This is a genomic window from Cryobacterium mannosilyticum (assembly GCF_004402705.1).
GTDB lineage: Bacteria > Actinomycetota > Actinomycetes > Actinomycetales > Microbacteriaceae > Cryobacterium > Cryobacterium mannosilyticum.
On sequence record NZ_SOFM01000016.1, the window covers coordinates 84229 to 99228 of the forward strand.

General features: G+C 63.9%; 14 protein-coding genes and 1 riboswitch. Of the genes, 5 read left to right on the forward strand and 9 right to left on the reverse strand.

Annotated features, from left to right (window positions below; genetic code table 11):
• The first annotated feature begins 14 nt into the window (after nucleotides 1-14).
• Nucleotides 15-362: a VOC family protein gene (locus E3O32_RS06290; protein WP_134507714.1), complete on the forward strand. Its 348-nt coding sequence runs from the start codon at nucleotides 15-17 to the stop codon at nucleotides 360-362.
• Between the two features lie 237 nt (nucleotides 363-599).
• On the opposite strand, the gene E3O32_RS06295 is transcribed toward E3O32_RS06290, so the two are convergent.
• Nucleotides 600-1397 (reverse strand): PhnD/SsuA/transferrin family substrate-binding protein, encoded by a 798-nt coding sequence (locus tag E3O32_RS06295; protein WP_134507716.1) that lies wholly within the window; start codon nucleotides 1395-1397, stop codon nucleotides 600-602.
• Nucleotides 1398-2028: 631 nt separating this feature from the next.
• Between E3O32_RS06295 and E3O32_RS06300 the strand changes: the two genes are divergently transcribed.
• Nucleotides 2029-2784 carry a phosphotransferase enzyme family protein gene (locus tag E3O32_RS06300; protein ID WP_198417534.1) on the forward strand — a complete coding sequence of 252 codons (756 nt, stop codon included), beginning with the start codon at nucleotides 2029-2031 and terminating at the stop codon, nucleotides 2782-2784.
• 66 nt (nucleotides 2785-2850) lie between these two features.
• Nucleotides 2851-3312, forward strand: coding sequence for a P-loop nucleotide/nucleoside kinase family protein (locus tag E3O32_RS06305; RefSeq protein WP_198417535.1), 462 nt, complete (start codon nucleotides 2851-2853; stop codon nucleotides 3310-3312).
• Nucleotides 3313-3491: 179 nt separating this feature from the next.
• On the opposite strand, the gene E3O32_RS06310 is transcribed toward E3O32_RS06305, so the two are convergent.
• From E3O32_RS06310 to E3O32_RS06325, 4 genes are all read right to left on the reverse strand, one after another.
• A complete protein-coding gene (locus E3O32_RS06310; RefSeq protein ID WP_166790792.1) occupies nucleotides 3492-4214 on the reverse strand; it encodes an alpha/beta hydrolase family protein in 723 nt (240 codons plus the stop codon).
• A 193-nt stretch (nucleotides 4215-4407) separates the two neighbouring features.
• Nucleotides 4408-4929 (reverse strand): hypothetical protein, encoded by a 522-nt coding sequence (locus E3O32_RS06315; protein ID WP_134507722.1) that lies wholly within the window; start codon nucleotides 4927-4929, stop codon nucleotides 4408-4410.
• A gap of 713 nt (nucleotides 4930-5642) precedes the next feature.
• Nucleotides 5643-7097 (reverse strand): sensor domain-containing diguanylate cyclase, encoded by a 1455-nt coding sequence (locus tag E3O32_RS06320; RefSeq protein WP_134507724.1) that lies wholly within the window; start codon nucleotides 7095-7097, stop codon nucleotides 5643-5645.
• A complete protein-coding gene (locus E3O32_RS06325; protein WP_241974645.1) occupies nucleotides 7094-7948 on the reverse strand; it encodes an alpha/beta fold hydrolase in 855 nt (284 codons plus the stop codon). The genes E3O32_RS06320 and E3O32_RS06325 overlap by 4 nt, the downstream gene beginning before the upstream one ends.
• 17 nt (nucleotides 7949-7965) lie before the next feature.
• A riboswitch (cyclic di-GMP riboswitch) is annotated at nucleotides 7966-8040 on the reverse strand.
• Nucleotides 8041-8546: 506 nt separating this feature from the next.
• On the opposite strand from E3O32_RS06325, the gene E3O32_RS06330 reads away from it, so the two are divergent.
• Together E3O32_RS06330 and E3O32_RS06335 are read left to right on the forward strand one after the other, a co-directional pair.
• On the forward strand, nucleotides 8547-9749 hold the full coding sequence (locus E3O32_RS06330; protein WP_134507726.1) for a DUF4232 domain-containing protein: 1203 nt from the start codon (nucleotides 8547-8549) through the stop codon (nucleotides 9747-9749).
• Nucleotides 9750-9944: 195 nt separating this feature from the next.
• Nucleotides 9945-10748, forward strand: a complete 804-nt coding sequence (locus E3O32_RS06335) for a LysM peptidoglycan-binding domain-containing protein (RefSeq protein WP_166790793.1) — start codon at nucleotides 9945-9947, stop codon at nucleotides 10746-10748.
• 94 nt (nucleotides 10749-10842) lie between these two features.
• Here the strand turns inward: E3O32_RS06335 and E3O32_RS06340 are convergent, their stop codons facing one another.
• From E3O32_RS06340 to E3O32_RS06355, 4 genes are all read right to left on the reverse strand, one after another.
• Nucleotides 10843-11178: a hypothetical protein gene (locus tag E3O32_RS06340; protein WP_134507730.1), complete on the reverse strand. Its 336-nt coding sequence runs from the start codon at nucleotides 11176-11178 to the stop codon at nucleotides 10843-10845.
• Nucleotides 11179-12054: 876 nt separating this feature from the next.
• A complete protein-coding gene (locus E3O32_RS06345) occupies nucleotides 12055-13107 on the reverse strand; it encodes a DMT family transporter (RefSeq protein WP_134507732.1) in 1053 nt (350 codons plus the stop codon).
• Nucleotides 13107-13475, reverse strand: a complete 369-nt coding sequence (locus E3O32_RS06350) for an ArsR/SmtB family transcription factor (protein WP_134507734.1) — start codon at nucleotides 13473-13475, stop codon at nucleotides 13107-13109. Before E3O32_RS06350 ends, E3O32_RS06345 begins: the two co-directional genes overlap by 1 nt.
• 259 nt (nucleotides 13476-13734) lie before the next feature.
• The gene (locus E3O32_RS06355; RefSeq protein WP_338145184.1) at nucleotides 13735-14922 is read right to left on the reverse strand and encodes an MFS transporter; all 1188 of its coding nucleotides are present in this window, start codon (nucleotides 14920-14922) and stop codon (nucleotides 13735-13737) included.
• Nucleotides 14923-15000: the final 78 nt, after the last annotated feature.

The following is a 15000-nucleotide window of genomic DNA, read 5'->3' on the forward strand; positions in this document are numbered from 1 at the left end:
CCTAGTCTTGAGACATGGCCCTTCGTCTCGAGGAAATTGTTGTCGACTGTGGTGATTGTTCGTCGCTCGCGCGATGGTGGCAAGTCGCCACGGGGTGGCAGATTGTGGACGAGGATAGCGGCGCCATAGAACTGGCTCTTGCCCCTGGTCAGACACCCAGCATGATGTTCATCGAGGTTGCCGAGCCCAAGCGGGGCAAGAACCGGCTCCACCTTGATTGGGTGCCCGACGACCAACAAGCGGAGGTCGAGCGACTCGTCGGCCTCGGGGCCAGCCGCGTCGACATCGGTCAAGGCAGCGCATCCTGGGTTGTTCTGGCCGATCCGGAAGGAAACGAGTTCTGTGTCTTGGCCGCTCGTTAGGAAGACTTGACGCCTCCACTCGACTCGGTACAGGTGCGTCGCTTCGGCCTGGAGGGACCTTGCTCGCGGGACTTGGTCATGCAGCCGGCCGCGGAGCACGAAGATGGCCGGTCGGGGAACCCCCTTGGGGCCAACTGAACTCGGAGCAGTCCCGTTACGACAACGCCGGAGGCGTCGTCGGTGATTGTCAGGCGGTAATTCTCACCACTGATGCTTCGCTGTTTGCTACTGAAAAGGTCATCTCAGCTCCATATACCCGGCTCGCTGGCAGGCGTCGACCATCCTCCTGATGTCGTCATAGCTTTGGGGTCCGACCGGAACGAGGCGAGTGATCATGCCGCGCGCGAGAGCTCGTACGGTCTCGGGGTCCCGGTGTATGGAGACGAGGGCATCTTGGATCCGCGAGCGGAGGACCGAGTCGATCCGTCGGCTGACGGCGACCGGTTGGATGGTCGACGGACCTAGGGTTTCGACAACGCGAAGCCGTGCCGCCAACTCGGGGTGGTGGTCCAGCTCGACCCCTAGCACCTGCGAGTCGATCGCCGATGCGTCGACTTCACCCTCGGCGACGAGCCGGATCGCGGCCTCGTGGAAGCCCGCCTCGACGATCTCGCCGAAGAAGCCAGCCGTCAGACCTCTCTCAACCATCATGTATCGCGTGATCCCGTAGCCGGACTGCGACAGCCGCTCGTTGTATGCCCAGGAGTGGCCGCGTAGGTCGGCGAACGACTGAAACGGGCTGTCTCTTCGGACGATCACGTCCGAGTAGTAGATCGGCTGGCCGCGGTAGCGGCGACCGGCGAGAACCGGCGCTGCCACGGGGATTGCCGGGTCGATGCCCTGACGCTCGAACATGACATAAGGCAAGCTGCACACGAAGCAGACGTCGTTGACGTCCGCGCGGCAGGACTCGTAATCCGTTTCTACGACGAGTTCGGTGCTACACCGCAGAACGGTGCCGACCCGATTCGTGATGGCCCGGTAGACGTCCAGCATGTTCGGGGCGAGATGCGTGCCGAAGCGCAGGTCAACCATCAGTTCTCGCCTTCTCGGGTTGGGCCGCTGACGGCTAGGCTGGCCGCAGCCAGAGCTCGTCTGCAAGGCCCTGTGGAAGTCGACCTCGGTTCATCACTGTCGTCGGGATGCAGGATCGGAACAGTAGAGCCGGTTCGTCAGCGGCCCTGGAGGAATCGCGCACATCCCCATGTGACGGGAAAATCTCGAGGTTCCATCATCTTGTCGCAGAGGCGACAGCCGTAATACCTCGGCGCATCTCGTGAGCGCTGTTTGAGCACCCATGTGTGCAGCCCCAGTCGACATCGAAGTCGTCGGTTCATGTCCAATCACCTCCAGAACGAGGCGACGCCACCTGTCAGATTACTCCCCAGCCGCGGCGGCGACAACGATCTCGACTAGCGGCAACGAATCGGCGTACTGCTCGGTTCGAGTCTGCGTGGTGATCTTCGTCAAGCGGCAAGAACTTCCGGCGCGAAGACAGCGGCAGACGGGTTGCCTGGGTTGAGGAGCACGGCGAGTCCAGCTTCGGGCCCGCGGGCTGGTTGGCCCCTTCTCGTCGCTCACGCTGCGACAGCACCCGAGGCGCGGAGCAGTAGGGCAACCCTGTGCGGGATTGGGAAGCATGCAGCGTCATGCGAAGCTTGGCGACGTGAGTGAGAAGCTGGATGGCGGATTCGATGGCGGCGCGCTTCTAATAGATGGAACCGTGCGCCGGGTTCCTGGCCCGTGGACCCCGGCCGTGAATGCCCTCTTGCAACATTTGGCCGACAAAGGGTTTATCGGGGCACCGCGCCCGCTTGGGACCGACGCACAGGGTCGGACTGTCGTTAGCTTTCTCGAGGGTAGGACCGTCGGTATCGTCCGCCCGTGGCCGCAGTGGACGCACAGCGAAGAGGCGCTCCTGGACGTCGGCCACTGGCTCAGGCGCTACCACTCAGCAGTCGCCGACTTTGTCCCGCCCGCTGGCTCGATGTGGCGCGAAGGCCAAGTCTGGGAGCCTGGCCTGACCATCGGTCACAACGACGCGGCGCCCTACAACTCAGTCTGGAATGAAGACGGACTGGTGGGTTTCGTGGACTGGGACATGGCCGGCCCGACCACGTACGCCGGGGACCTTGCCTGGGTCGCATTCTCCTGGGTGCCGCTCCACGCTCAACAGCTCGTGCTGGAGGAAGGATTCACTGCCTTCGGCGAGCGGCGGGCCCGCCTCGAGTCCTTCCTTCGGGCCTATGAGTGGGATGGTTCTGCCAACGCTGTTCTGGAGCTCATCCGTCAACGAATACATAGGCAACTCGACATCATCCGCTCAGTGGCGGCTGACGGCGATGCGACCTACCAGCGGATGCTCGCCCACGGAGTCGACCGGAATCTTGAAGCCGCGTTGGGCGATCTCAGCACTGTTTGACACCTCGTCACAAATCCACGCTCATTGAGGAAATCCTGATGGGTTGGGCGGAATAGGATCGTCGGCATGACCCGTGTCGTCTTCATGTGTGGCCCAGCCGGTTCAGGCAAGTCCACGGTTGCACGCGCGCTTGAGTCTGGCGGCATGGCGCGGCTGTCCTTCGACGAGGAAGCCTGGCTGCGGGGTATTCAATCCCAACCCCTGGCCGAGGAAGTCCGGCTCGAGATCGAAAGCCACCTGCGCCAGAGACTTCTCGACCTTGTGATGAAACAGACCGATGTGGTGCTGGACTACTCCTTCTGGTCCCGACGCATGCGCGAGGACTACCGCGCCATCCTCCGGCCGCTGGGCGTCGAGCCGGAGACGATCTATCTGGCGACTCCGCGAAAGGTGGCCTTGGCTCGTGTCCGCGCGCGGGCGGGGCAGGAGCCGAATGACGTCCAGCTACCCGATGAGCTGGCGGCCGCTTACTTCGATCACTTTGAGGTTCCCACCCCTGATGAGGGCCCCTTGACCGTGGTCGCATAGGCTCGGCGCTTCACCCGGCATGCCATTGGGGAACGGTTAGTGCGGCAGCTTGCTTGAAGGGACTCGCGTTTTCGAGTGCAGGCCGTCTCATCTATTTGCTGGCCTCGGGAGCTTCAGCAAATCGGCCGCCTTGTTCCGGCGCCTGGCACGACGCCGGTCCTGAGTTGGGATCGGCCGCGTCAGGGTGGAGATAGCGTGCCAAAAAAGGCAGCGCTGCGGCGGATGATGTCTTCGGCTTGCTCGAAGCTCCATGAGCTGTGCGGGTAGCCGTCGAAGACGTCGATCTGATCGGTGGGCTGGCAGGCGTTGATCAGGGCTTCTCGGTTCGGGGCGGAGACATACTCATCGCTAGTGCCGAAAACCAAATAGCACGGCGCAGTGACCTCCTTCAACTTGCCGACTATGTCGGCACGGTGTGCCTCGGTCCAAAACGCATTGTCGACACGCTGACCACCCTCCTCCACGAAACCTCGCGGATCGGGTGCGAACTGGTCCGTGCTTGCATCGGGCACCCACGACACTACGGCGCTCACATCCAGCCCAGCGGCAGCGCAGATCACGGCAGAACCACCCATGCTCTGCCCGAAAAGGGCGAACCGCTTGCCCTCGCTAAGGTACTGGCGTGTCAGGATACGAATGACGCTAACCCAATCGTCGAAACGTGAATCGATGAAGTCGCCTTCCGAGTCACCCGACCCGTACTGATCAAAACGGAGAGACGAGATTCCGTGGGAGGCCAATGCGCGAGCGAGGGTGACGAAGGTTCGATTCGGTCCCGATTTCTCCCCCCGGAATCCGTGACAGAACAACACGACGTCGTCACTGCCCGCATGGTGGGTCACGGACGCCAGCTGGTGTCCACCAACCGAGATCCCCGAAAACACTTCGCTGTACGTTGGCACAGTCCCGATCTTCCCATCCTCGCTGCCTGAACGCCGCGGCACACACTGAAGCTCTTCGAAAGAGGGACGTCTACGGACGCAGATTCGGCGCCAATTCGCCGAGGCTCCGAAGTTTCGGGGGAGTGGCAGTTGGGAACCAGCTACGAGCTCCTTGAGCAACTGCCTTCGCACCATCTGCAGTACCGGTGCCTCATCAGTTGCCGTTGGTGAGGAAGCCGACCGGATCGATGCCCAACCGGAGGAGCAGGACCACAAGCGACAGCAAGGTAGCCACGGCTGCGGCAGCGAGCCCCTGCAGAACCGGCGGCCACCGCCGTGCCGTGGTGTGCCCAATCAGCCGAGCCACTCCGGCAGCTGTGACCCAGGCGACTCCAGAAGCCAGGGCGAACGCCCAACCGAATGTGCCTGATTCGATAGATGCGATCTCGGCCTCAGGAGCGAACACCCTCATGCCGCCGGCTACAGTAGCGAATATTTTCATGGAGGCATCTGTGAGCGCCAGCATGACAAAGAGTCCCACGCTCAGCACGGCGAGGCCAATCAATGTGACCCCAGTGAATCCCAGCGCCCAAATCATGGTGCGACGTCTCCCCGTCCAGAAGGGCAGGACGACGAGAAATATGGCCGACAGCGATAGTGCTACCCGGAGCACCACGGTGGTCGACTCTTCGTAATTGGACAGCAGGATTACGACTCCCGTCATGAATGTGACCAAGTTGAATGCTCCTGCTACGAGCAGCGCCGAGGCTCCGAGCCAGAGGGGTAACGGACGTTGGCTCTTTCGTTTCGAGGGCACATCTAGTCGGGGTGTCCTCAAGGGCCTTATAAAACCTTGGCCATTTAACATGTCGCCCTTCGATTCCATCAATTGCTGTCATCTAGCCACGAGGGAGCAGTTCTCGAAGAGCGGGCAATTCTGGCGGTCACCCACGGGAAACCGTTCCCGCGGGTCAACTTGCCGGTCCCGAACCAGGGCGCGCCGGAAGCGGTCAATCGCAGTCCAGCGTCCTGCAGGCCGACACTCCAAGGCCTTGGAACTCCAACTCGCTCTCAGCCCCAACGTGGGCATAACGGGCCGCTTCTTAGCTGAGGGATTCCTCGGGAGCGAAGACCAGCGCAGGGCGAAGTCGCCCTTTCGCGGGCGCGTACCGTGACCGTGCTGTTGACGCAGTGAGAGCGTGGAAAGAAATATCCCGACCGAAAAACCAGACCCATAGCCCAGACCACCTAAACGGCCCTGAGGAAATGGTCCCCGCGTGGGCTCATCCGCCGTCCCGCAAGCCGGACGGTCAGCGGGCGCCGAGAGCCGCCCAACCGAACAACGGCGACCAAGGTACGAATGGCTCACGCGGGGCGGTTCTGTTTCCTGTTCCTCCAGGTGAAGGAGGCCACGGCAACCGTGCTGGAGGACCACCACCGTGTCGCCGATTAGAGTATCGGGCGGTTCTCCGCGGGCGAGGTGTCTTCGACTATGACGGTGGTGTCCTGGTTCTTCCCCGCGCGCTTGGACCGGTACATCGCCTCATCGGCTTGTTCGAGTATCAGGTCGGGAGGGATGTGATCCGGGACTCCGCCGAGATACAGGACGGCGCCGATACTCCCGGTGACCCGTTTCTGGCTGGCGCGCCCGGTGAGCGGCTCGCGGAGGGCGGCATGGAGTCGTTCGACGATACGGTCCACCTCTTCGGGTTTCACGTCCTCGCAGAGGACCACGAACTCGTCCCCACCGAGTCGCCCTACGAGGTCGCCGTGACGGACGACCGACGACAGTCTGGAGCCAATTTCGCTCAGCACGCTGTCACCGGTGGCATGTCCCAGCTCATCGTTAATGAGTTTGAAACCGTCCAGATCGATGAGGAGGAGTGCTATCGAACGGTGGTTGAGTCGTGAGAGGTTCACCGCGTCGCTGAGACGTTTTTGGATGAGGCGACGGGACGCAAGGCCCGTAAGCGGGTCGATTAGCGTTAGCCGTTCAAGTTGCTGGAGGAGATGGATGCGCGTCAGCGCCTGGGCGGACTGACGTGCGAGTGCTTCATACAGCCCGATGTCGTCCACTTCGAAGCTCCTTGAACGTGCGAAGGAACTGATCAGGACACCGAGTGGAGATGCTTCTTCCGACAACGGCACGGACACGAGCGTCTCCACCTGGGCGCTTCGCATCACTTCGGCGAGCCCTGATGGCTTGGTGATGGGATCAGCGCGCGAAAGAATCATCGTGCGTTCGGTGCGGGCCAGTACACCGGCTGGCCCGTCGCCGGACAGATCGAGCAGTCCCAGCGTCGGATTTCCCGATGCTAGGACCAGCTTCCCCTCAGCGCTCAGGAGGTACATCGAAACGTTAGTCGCAGCGAATGCCTCACGGGTGATCTTCGTCAGCTGATTCGCCAGCTCAATGTCGGTAGTGGCTCCGGTCAACACTCTCGATGCGTTCTGTAGCACCCTTATCCGAGTTTCCGACGCTTCCGCCTTGCGTTGGGAGGCGAGGAGCTCTCGCTCGTATTCCTGGCGTTCGCTGGCGTCGAAGACGGCCGTCCGGATGGTAACGGGTTCCCCATTTCCATCGGTGGTCACGGTGCTGTTGAGCATCATTGGCAGCGCGGTGCCGTTCGCGTGCCGGAACGACACCGCCACCGCTTTCACTTCACCTCGCAGGTGGAGCACCGGGAGATATCGAGTCTCGAACATCAACTGGCTGCCTGGTCGAAGGAACGAGACGAACGGCTGGCCGACGAGCTCTTTGCGCTGATACCCCGTCCACTTGAGCAGAGTCTTGTTGACTCGGATGATGATGCCGTCGATCGTTGTAGAGAGGTGCCCGCACGGAGCGTGCTCATAGAGGTCCTCGAATAGGCTCTCGACCCGCCGATCGCCCCCGTCACTCATTTCAGGTAGGCAAGAATGGCATCCGTTAGAGCGTCGGGTGCCGACAGGTTAGGGATGTGGCCGGTGGCTGCGAGAGTGACCAGGGTACTGCCTGCTATCTGTTGGTGAATGTAGCGCCCTACGGCGGCGGGAGCGACGATGTCGGCGGTGCATTGCAGGATCAGAGTCGGCGTGGTGACCAAGGGGAGGTCCTCCCGGTTGTCGGAAAGGAACGTGACACGCGCGAAATGGCGGGCGATCGTCGGGTCGGTGCTGCAGAAGTTCTCCGTCAGCTCATCTCCTAGCTCCGGTCGGTCCGGGTTGCCCATCATCAGTGGTGCCATGACCGACGACCAGCCGAAATAGTTCGAATCCAGATCATCCAACATCGCATTGATGTCCTCGACCTCAAATCCTCCCTCGTAGCCCGGCGCATTGATGTATCGAGGGGACGGGGTGATCAGGACGAGAGCGCCGAAGCGGGACGGGTCACGGTTCGCGGCGAGCACACCAATCATCGCGCTAACAGAGTGACCGACATACACCACGTCGGTCACGTCCAGCTCATCAAGGATCTCGAGCAGGTCGTCCGCGTACCCGAGCAACGAGTCGTACTTCCAGAAACTGTAGGCAGATGCATCGGAACTGCCTGCTCCAACATGGTCGAACACGATGACTTTGTAGTCCGCGAGAAAGGCCGGGGTGACAAATCGCCACGCGCTTTGGTTGCACCCGAAGCCGTGTGCGAACACGATCGCACGGCCGTTCGGGTTGCCACTCACCGTCACATTGTTGCGCCGCGAGGCTGCCGAGAGCTCTTGAACGGCAACAGTCGTCTCCTCGGGCGAGGGCGGCCCAGCTTCCATGAGCATGCGGGTGGTCCTTGCTGTTCGGTAGCCCGGCTTACAGCGTGTTTTCCGTGGCTTTGCGTACCCGGCTCGCGCCGGGTTTGCCTGCATGATGAGCAAACGCCCATACGTCGGCTGACTCTATCAGGGGACCCAACCACACGGACCGCGTTCGCTGCTCCCCGGTGTCGTTGTTTTTGCCCTGCCCTATCCGCCGCAGACGCCCTGATTACGACCTCTGCCGGAATCGAGGGCCGCCCCCTGCCCGACGACGGGAATAGGTCCTTAGACATCGCCGGCGGAAACGCTCTCCCCGGCACTTAGTCAAAAACGCGAAGTTGTTAGGTCCGCTATTCAATTGCGCGGCGACGCTGTCACTTTCTTATCGGGTAGGTGATTCGGTTAAGCAAACCTGTACCGCCACGCGCCGCCACGAGCACCGGGCAAATTTTGGCATGTCTCATACGCGCCTGTCAGCTTCGCACGGCACCTGATGGCGGAGCGGTGCGGCTCGGACGAAAGGGGAACCCTTAGCGGAACGGCTTGGATCGTTGGACCTTGTCTTGCCAATGTGCCCGTAACTGCGCGTGATGCCTGCCCGGCGGTGAAGTAGTCTCTGGGGATGACAAGGCCCGGCCACAGTACATTTCCCTGGATTCCGGCGTCCGTCGCCGCCGCGTGGTGGGTCGTGTGCGCCGGCGGATTCGGATTCCTGACCTGGTTCGCTCTGGTCCCCAACGCCTTCGTGAAGCACCTCCTGCCGGAAACGATCCCGCGCAGCGTCTGGTTCTGGTCCTGGCCGTGGATCGCTCTCGCTCCTCTTGCCTCGGCCGTCGTCGTCTTTGTGGTTTACCTGTTGCTGGCGCGCGTCATCGTCGACCGGATTGACGGGTCGCGCACAGCCCGGTTCTTCGCCCTGTGGTTCGTGGCGGTTCTGACCGGCTTCCTCGCCACCCTCCCGTGGGTGATCAGCGCGATCGTTGCGTCATTCCCGCCGTCCCGCGCCGCATTCGTGCTTGACCCGGCTGGTGAGTCCGTTCTCCTCAGTGGGTACTGGGGGATCGCCTGGGGGTGGTTGCCGGCTCTGTTCACCCTGCGCCGCGCCCAACCGGCCGACCCGGCCCACCCGGCTCAGCCGGGCGGGGATGCCGTCCCGGCGTCGGCCGCACCCGGCCCGTTGCGCACGCGCCCGCTCGCCGTTCTTGGCAGCATCGTCGTCGTCGCCGTGATTCTTTCCGGTTTGGCGGCCGGTACGGGGAGCCGGGCCGCACGGCTCGCTGCGGCGGCGGAGAACGCCCGCGCCAATGGGCACACCCTCGGCTCCCTGCCCGACCCGGATGTCCCGGTCACGCCGCCGCCCACCATCGCGCCCGCAGCGGCCGATCCCGCCGCCGACTGGTGCACGCCCGACCAGGCGGCGTTACTACTCGGAGACCCGGACGCGGCCATGGGGCACCGCACTCTGTCGATCCAGGCGATGAACTTCACCGACTCCCCGTGCACCCTTAGCGGCTACCCCGACCTCGCCTTCGCGGATGAGAACGGGTCGGCCCTCGACGTCACCCTCGTGCACGGCGGAACGTTCATGACCGTCGACGAGGGAGCCGATCCCATCGTGGTTCCAGCTGGCGGCTACGCCATCGCCCGGCTCGGCTGGGGCGCCATGGCCACAGCGGATGTCCCCACGACATACACGCTCTACGCGGCGCTCTACCCAGGCCTGGTTCGCGGTTCCTGGCCCAGCACCCTCGACATCGTCGCGGGCGGCGAAGTCTCCGTCACGGCCTGGTCACTGACAGACGCCGGCCCTGACCCGCAGCCTTGAACCGGAGCCCGTCGAGACCTGAGCGTCAAAACCTCGAGACTTTGAACGGTTGGTCTGAGCCTTCGCAGTGCCGATTCAGACAGAGCGATCGGTGCGTGCGGTAGCGACTTCGGACGGGCCAACTCGTCCGTCGGGCCCGCGGCTGGACCGGCGATGCGGCCGACTGCCATACTGGGCTCGGCGGGGAGGGACCTGATGCCACGACTGACGACATCCGTTCTGGGGAGCATCGCTCTGGTGCTCGGACTGGTGGCCTGCTCGCCCCCGACAACCGAGACTCCACCGGTCGACACGGCCGTCAACACTGATGCGTCGGCCCCACCCGACCGCGCGGCCGACGCCGTCATCCCTGACGGTGTCATCGGTACGGCCGAGCTCACGTCGCCCTCGGGGGACAACACCGTCTCCGGAACCGTCGTCGTCACGGCGGAAGGCGGCGGGTTCGAGGTCGCACTGAAGAACTTCCACTCGGACGTTCCCGGAGGCGTGCAACTTTTCTTCAGTCCCTGGTCGGAGACCACGACCTGCCTGGCCGACATGCACAGCTTCTCGTTCGGCAACCTCTCCACGGACGCCGATCAGCCCGGGCTGAGTATGGGCCCCATGGACTTCTCTGGGGGCGACCCCAGCTACTACCTGACCGCCGTCATCACCGCGAACCCCTCGGGCACGAACGATCCTGACGGCTGCGTGCTCACTCCCTGGGCGGTCGGCACGATCACCTGGGACGTGCCGGACACCCGCCCCGGGCTGCTCGCCGTCGATACCGGCGCCCGGTTCGGCGCCGGCGGCGCCACCGCCACAACCGATGGCGCCCCCAGCTCCTACCGTGCGGTCGCCGGCGACACGCTCAACGACATCGCAGATCGCTTCGGCATCACGGTCGATGACCTCGGCTTCCTCAACCCGCTCACCAGCCGCCAGCTCCAGGCCGGAGACGAGCTGAACCTCCGGGTGGCGCTGCGCGGCGGCGCCTCGGTCCCGCCGCCCTCGAGCTGAACGCCGTTCCAGGGCATGAACGGCAGCTGTCGCCCCATGGGGAACCCTCAGCGCGCCGGTGCCGCAGGTTAATCCCGGTGTCGAGCCGAGGGAGTCACTTATCGGGGTTGACGATCAGGAAGTCGCCGAGCTTCGTCCACCCGTCCGGGATGATGTCGTCGGCGACCACGACTCTGGCGCTGCCCGTCTCGGAGCTGCTAACCCACAAACGTGTTGCGTTGACATCTGATGCGCAGCTGGATGCTGCGCCGTCCGGCGGGTTGGAGATCACGAGGCAGTAGCCGGGTGCCCCGGAGGCCGGATCGATGTGCTTCGTGAGGAAGTAGCTGACGCCAGCGTGCTCGCCGACGAAACGGCTGGATTCGGGATCGCTCGTTGCGTCTTCGACCCCGGGCGGGAGCACGTCGTCCGGGCCGCTCTCGGCGGCCAAGAAGCCTCGGATCTGCGAGATCGAATCATCGGGTGCGCACCCGGTGAGGACCAGCGCCGCCGTGCAGATCAGTGCGCCCGCCCGAACCCTTAAACAAACCATTGCCCACGCTCCAGTCCTGTTGTCTCCTGACGGTACTGTGTCGCGGCACCAAAGATGATGACATCCACGGCCGGTTCTTGGCTCGCCTTGACCGGAGCCGCGTTCGATGAACGAAAGTCCGGGCCGCCAGCCAGCTGCGGAAGTTTCTCCGTCTGGGTCAGTACCCGAATCTGCTGAGGCGGTGCTGGTCGTTACGGTCGATACTCTTTCGGCGGCGGCGATGTTGGCAGGTCGCCGGGGGCAGCTCGGCCTCCGAAAGTCATGGTGGCGATCGAGGACAGCCCGGCACCGATGCCCTTGGCGAGGAAGGACAGGATCGCCCCCAGTACTTGCCATGGCCCAGTATGGCCTCGTGGCTGAGTCATGCGGTGCCCCGATCTCCAAGTGGTGTGCGTCTCGGCGTCGAGAGCATGCACGTTCGCGCAGCAACTTCACTGCGCGCATTTGTCACTCTACGAGGGTGACCAACGTGTATCCAATAGCCACAAGTACAAGATCGTCTTTGCGTCTCCCAAGTGCCACCGGCGCCGGCGCTGTTGAAGACATTCTGCCGTCACGCGTGGGCTCATCTGCTGTCCCGCAAGCCGGACGTTCACGGACACGGATTTCGCAGCCAGCCCTTCGAGTCTCCACGGCCCAGTTGGCGTGTCGCTTGGGAGCCCTTTGAGTCAGCTGAACTCGGGGCAGTCCCGGTTTCGCGACCAGATCTGACGTCAAGCTGGCGTGCACCCCATCTAGGCACGCTGACCCCCAGTTGAAACTTGATTTCGGTTTTCAGTGAGCGTGTCTGTGCTGGCTATCCGGGTAGTGCTCGTGGGTGTGGGTAATCGGTTCATGTGTGTGCAGGTGTTTGTGCCAGCCGTTCGCACCGACTTCTTGATCTGGCTCGTGGTCGTGCTGGTGGTGCTCGTCGTGGGTGTGCAGATGATCGTGGGTAGTCGCTTCATGAGTGTGCCCGTGCTCATGTCGCTCGGTCAGGTGCAGCCAAACACCGACGGCCATGAGAAGGCCAGCGACTATCACTGGCCAGCTGATTGCATCTCCGAGCGTGATTGCAAGTACTGCTCCGAAGAACGGAGCGATCGAGTAGTAGGCGCCGGCCCTGGCCGTCCCGAGGTGGCGCATGGCGACGATAAACAGGACCAGGCTGATGCCGTAGGCGAACAGACCGATTACCATCGCCGACGCGATGTTAAGGGTGCTGGGGATCTGTGCGCCGAGTAAAAAGGCGAGGATGAGGTTCACGGGTCCGGCAACCCCGCCTTTCACTGCGGCGAGCCAGATGGCGTCATTGAGTGCGATCTTGCGGGTGAGATTGTTATCCAGGCCCCAGCTGAGGCAGGCGCCGAGAACCGCCAAAGAGGGCCACGGGCTGCCGAAATTCGCGCCAGACGGGACGCTAAGAACGATTGCGCCTGCGACGATCGCGAGCATGCCAAGTGCGATACGGCGGTCGAAGTTCTCTTTGAACACGAACCACGCCAGGGCTGCGGTGAAGACCCCTTCTGCGTTTAGCAGCAGCGACGCCCCCGATGCCGGCATGTTCGACAGGCCGAGCATCAGCAGCACGGGGCCGGCGACCCCTCCGAAGAACACCGCTCCCACGAGGGGCAGCGTTTCGGGCCGCGTGATCCGCACCCGTGGGGCGCGGCGAATCAGCCGATACAAGCTCAACCCAAGCCCTGACCCGCAGTAGAGTAACCCGGCTAGCAACCATGGGCTGACGTTGTTCTCGAGCAACACTTTGGCTAAGGGTGTGCCGGCACCGAACAGAACCGCCGACACCAACACGGCCTGAACGCCGACGTTCTGGAACGCACGCAGCATCAGCCGACCGCCAACGGTGTCTGTGCCTGATGATGGGCGGGCGAGCTGGTCAGCGCGTGCTCGGCCTGGAAGATCGCATCGCTGACCAGGCGGCTCGCGTGCTCGTTGGCGAGCCGGTAAAACACTCGCGTTCCCTCCTGCCTAGTCGATACGATTCGCGCCAACCTGAGCTTCGCGAGGTGCTGGGACACAGCAGCTGAACTCTTGTCGACCTCTTCGGCCAGACTGTTCACGGACAACTCGCCATCCCGGAGAGCGAGAACGATCCTCACACGAGTGGCATCAGCAAGCATCGAGAAGATCTCCACTGCGAGTTCCACATAGGTGCTCTGAGGGTCACGACCGCAAAGCGGCTTATCTGCATCCATACGCAGATTCTTACATACCGTCCGGAAGCAATTCTCCGGCCGCACCTGAGCGCCCCAGATCCGGTGCCGGTCGCTCTAATGCCCCACCATCACGCGCCATCAGTGACAGCGGGGTCAGATTCGTGCAGACGAGCATGAAGATCCGTGCAGTCGGGTGCCAAAACCGACATCAGTGACGACTTCGCTCCGCTGCGTGTCGCGAATACCCCGCCCGCTGAGGTTTCGCGTTCAGGTGCGCTGACTGCATCAACGCGCGAGGCTATCCGGCGCGCTTCGCCGCCGCGAGCCGCAGCGAGGACCAGACGACGATGACGGCAACGAGGAGCATGGTGACCAGGCCCAGGCCCGAGTAGCCGGCTGCCGAGAGGATCGGGCCGGCCACGGCGCCGCCGAGCGCTCCAGCCGCGTTCATTGAGAGGTCGGAGAAGCCCTGCAGGGGGGCGCGATCGTGCACTTCGACGGCCTCGGCGATCAGCGCGGAGCCGGCGACGACCGATGCCGACCAGCCGAGCCCGAGCAGGATGAGCCCCGCAGTCATGGCAACGGGGGAGTCGCCGTTCAGCCAGAACAGGGTCAGCGCGGCAAGCAGCAGCGCCTGGCCGGTGAGGATCACCGGCATCCGTCCGAGCCGGTCGGCGAGGGCGCCGAAAACGGGGGAGAGGGCGTACATTCCCGCCACATGCAGGCTGATCGTGAGTCCGACCAGGGTGAGTGTGGCGCCGTGGTCCCGCAGGTGCACGGGAGCCATCGACATGAGGGCAACCATGGTGGCATGGCTGAGGGCGATCACTCCCACGGCGAAACGAGCCGGCGGGTTCGAGCGGATGATGGCCAGCCCGCCGATCCGGCGCTCGCCTGCGGGGTTGCTCGGGCGCGCGGCCAGGGCCGTGAGCAGCGGGTCCGGCCGGAGTCCTGCTGAGTAGACGACTGCGGCGCCGACCGTGGCCAGCAAGGAGAAGGCGAACGCCCCGGTCAACGGAGGCAGGCCCAGAGCCGCGCCGACCGTCTCGCCGGGGCCGAAGAGGTTCGGTCCGAGGACCGCCCCGACGGTGGTGGACCACACGACGATGGAAAGGTCGCGGGCACGGAACCGCACGCTGGCCAGGTCGGTGGCGGCGAACCGGGCCTGGAGGTTGGTGGCTGATCCCGCCCCGAGGAGCATGAGGGCCAGGAGTAGCAGTGGAAACGCGTCGACGGCGACGGCGGTGATGGCCAGAACGGCCCCCGACCCGGCGATGAGCGACCCGGCCGCCAGGGAGCGGCGACGGCCGCGAGCCTGCGCGAGCCGGGACAGTGGTACGGCGACAAGGGCCGCGCCGAGCGTGCTCATGGTGGCCGCCATGCCGGACCAGGCGCTGGAGCCGGAAAGCTGTGCGGCCAGCAGGGCGCCCAGCGAGAGCGTGGCGCCCATGCCGATGCCGCCGAGGATCTGGCCGACTACGAGCACCCGCACCACCGAGCGCTGCAGCGGGCTGTGGTCCGGCGGCGTGGTCGACTGCGCGATCGGCGTTGCTGCGGTCGCGGG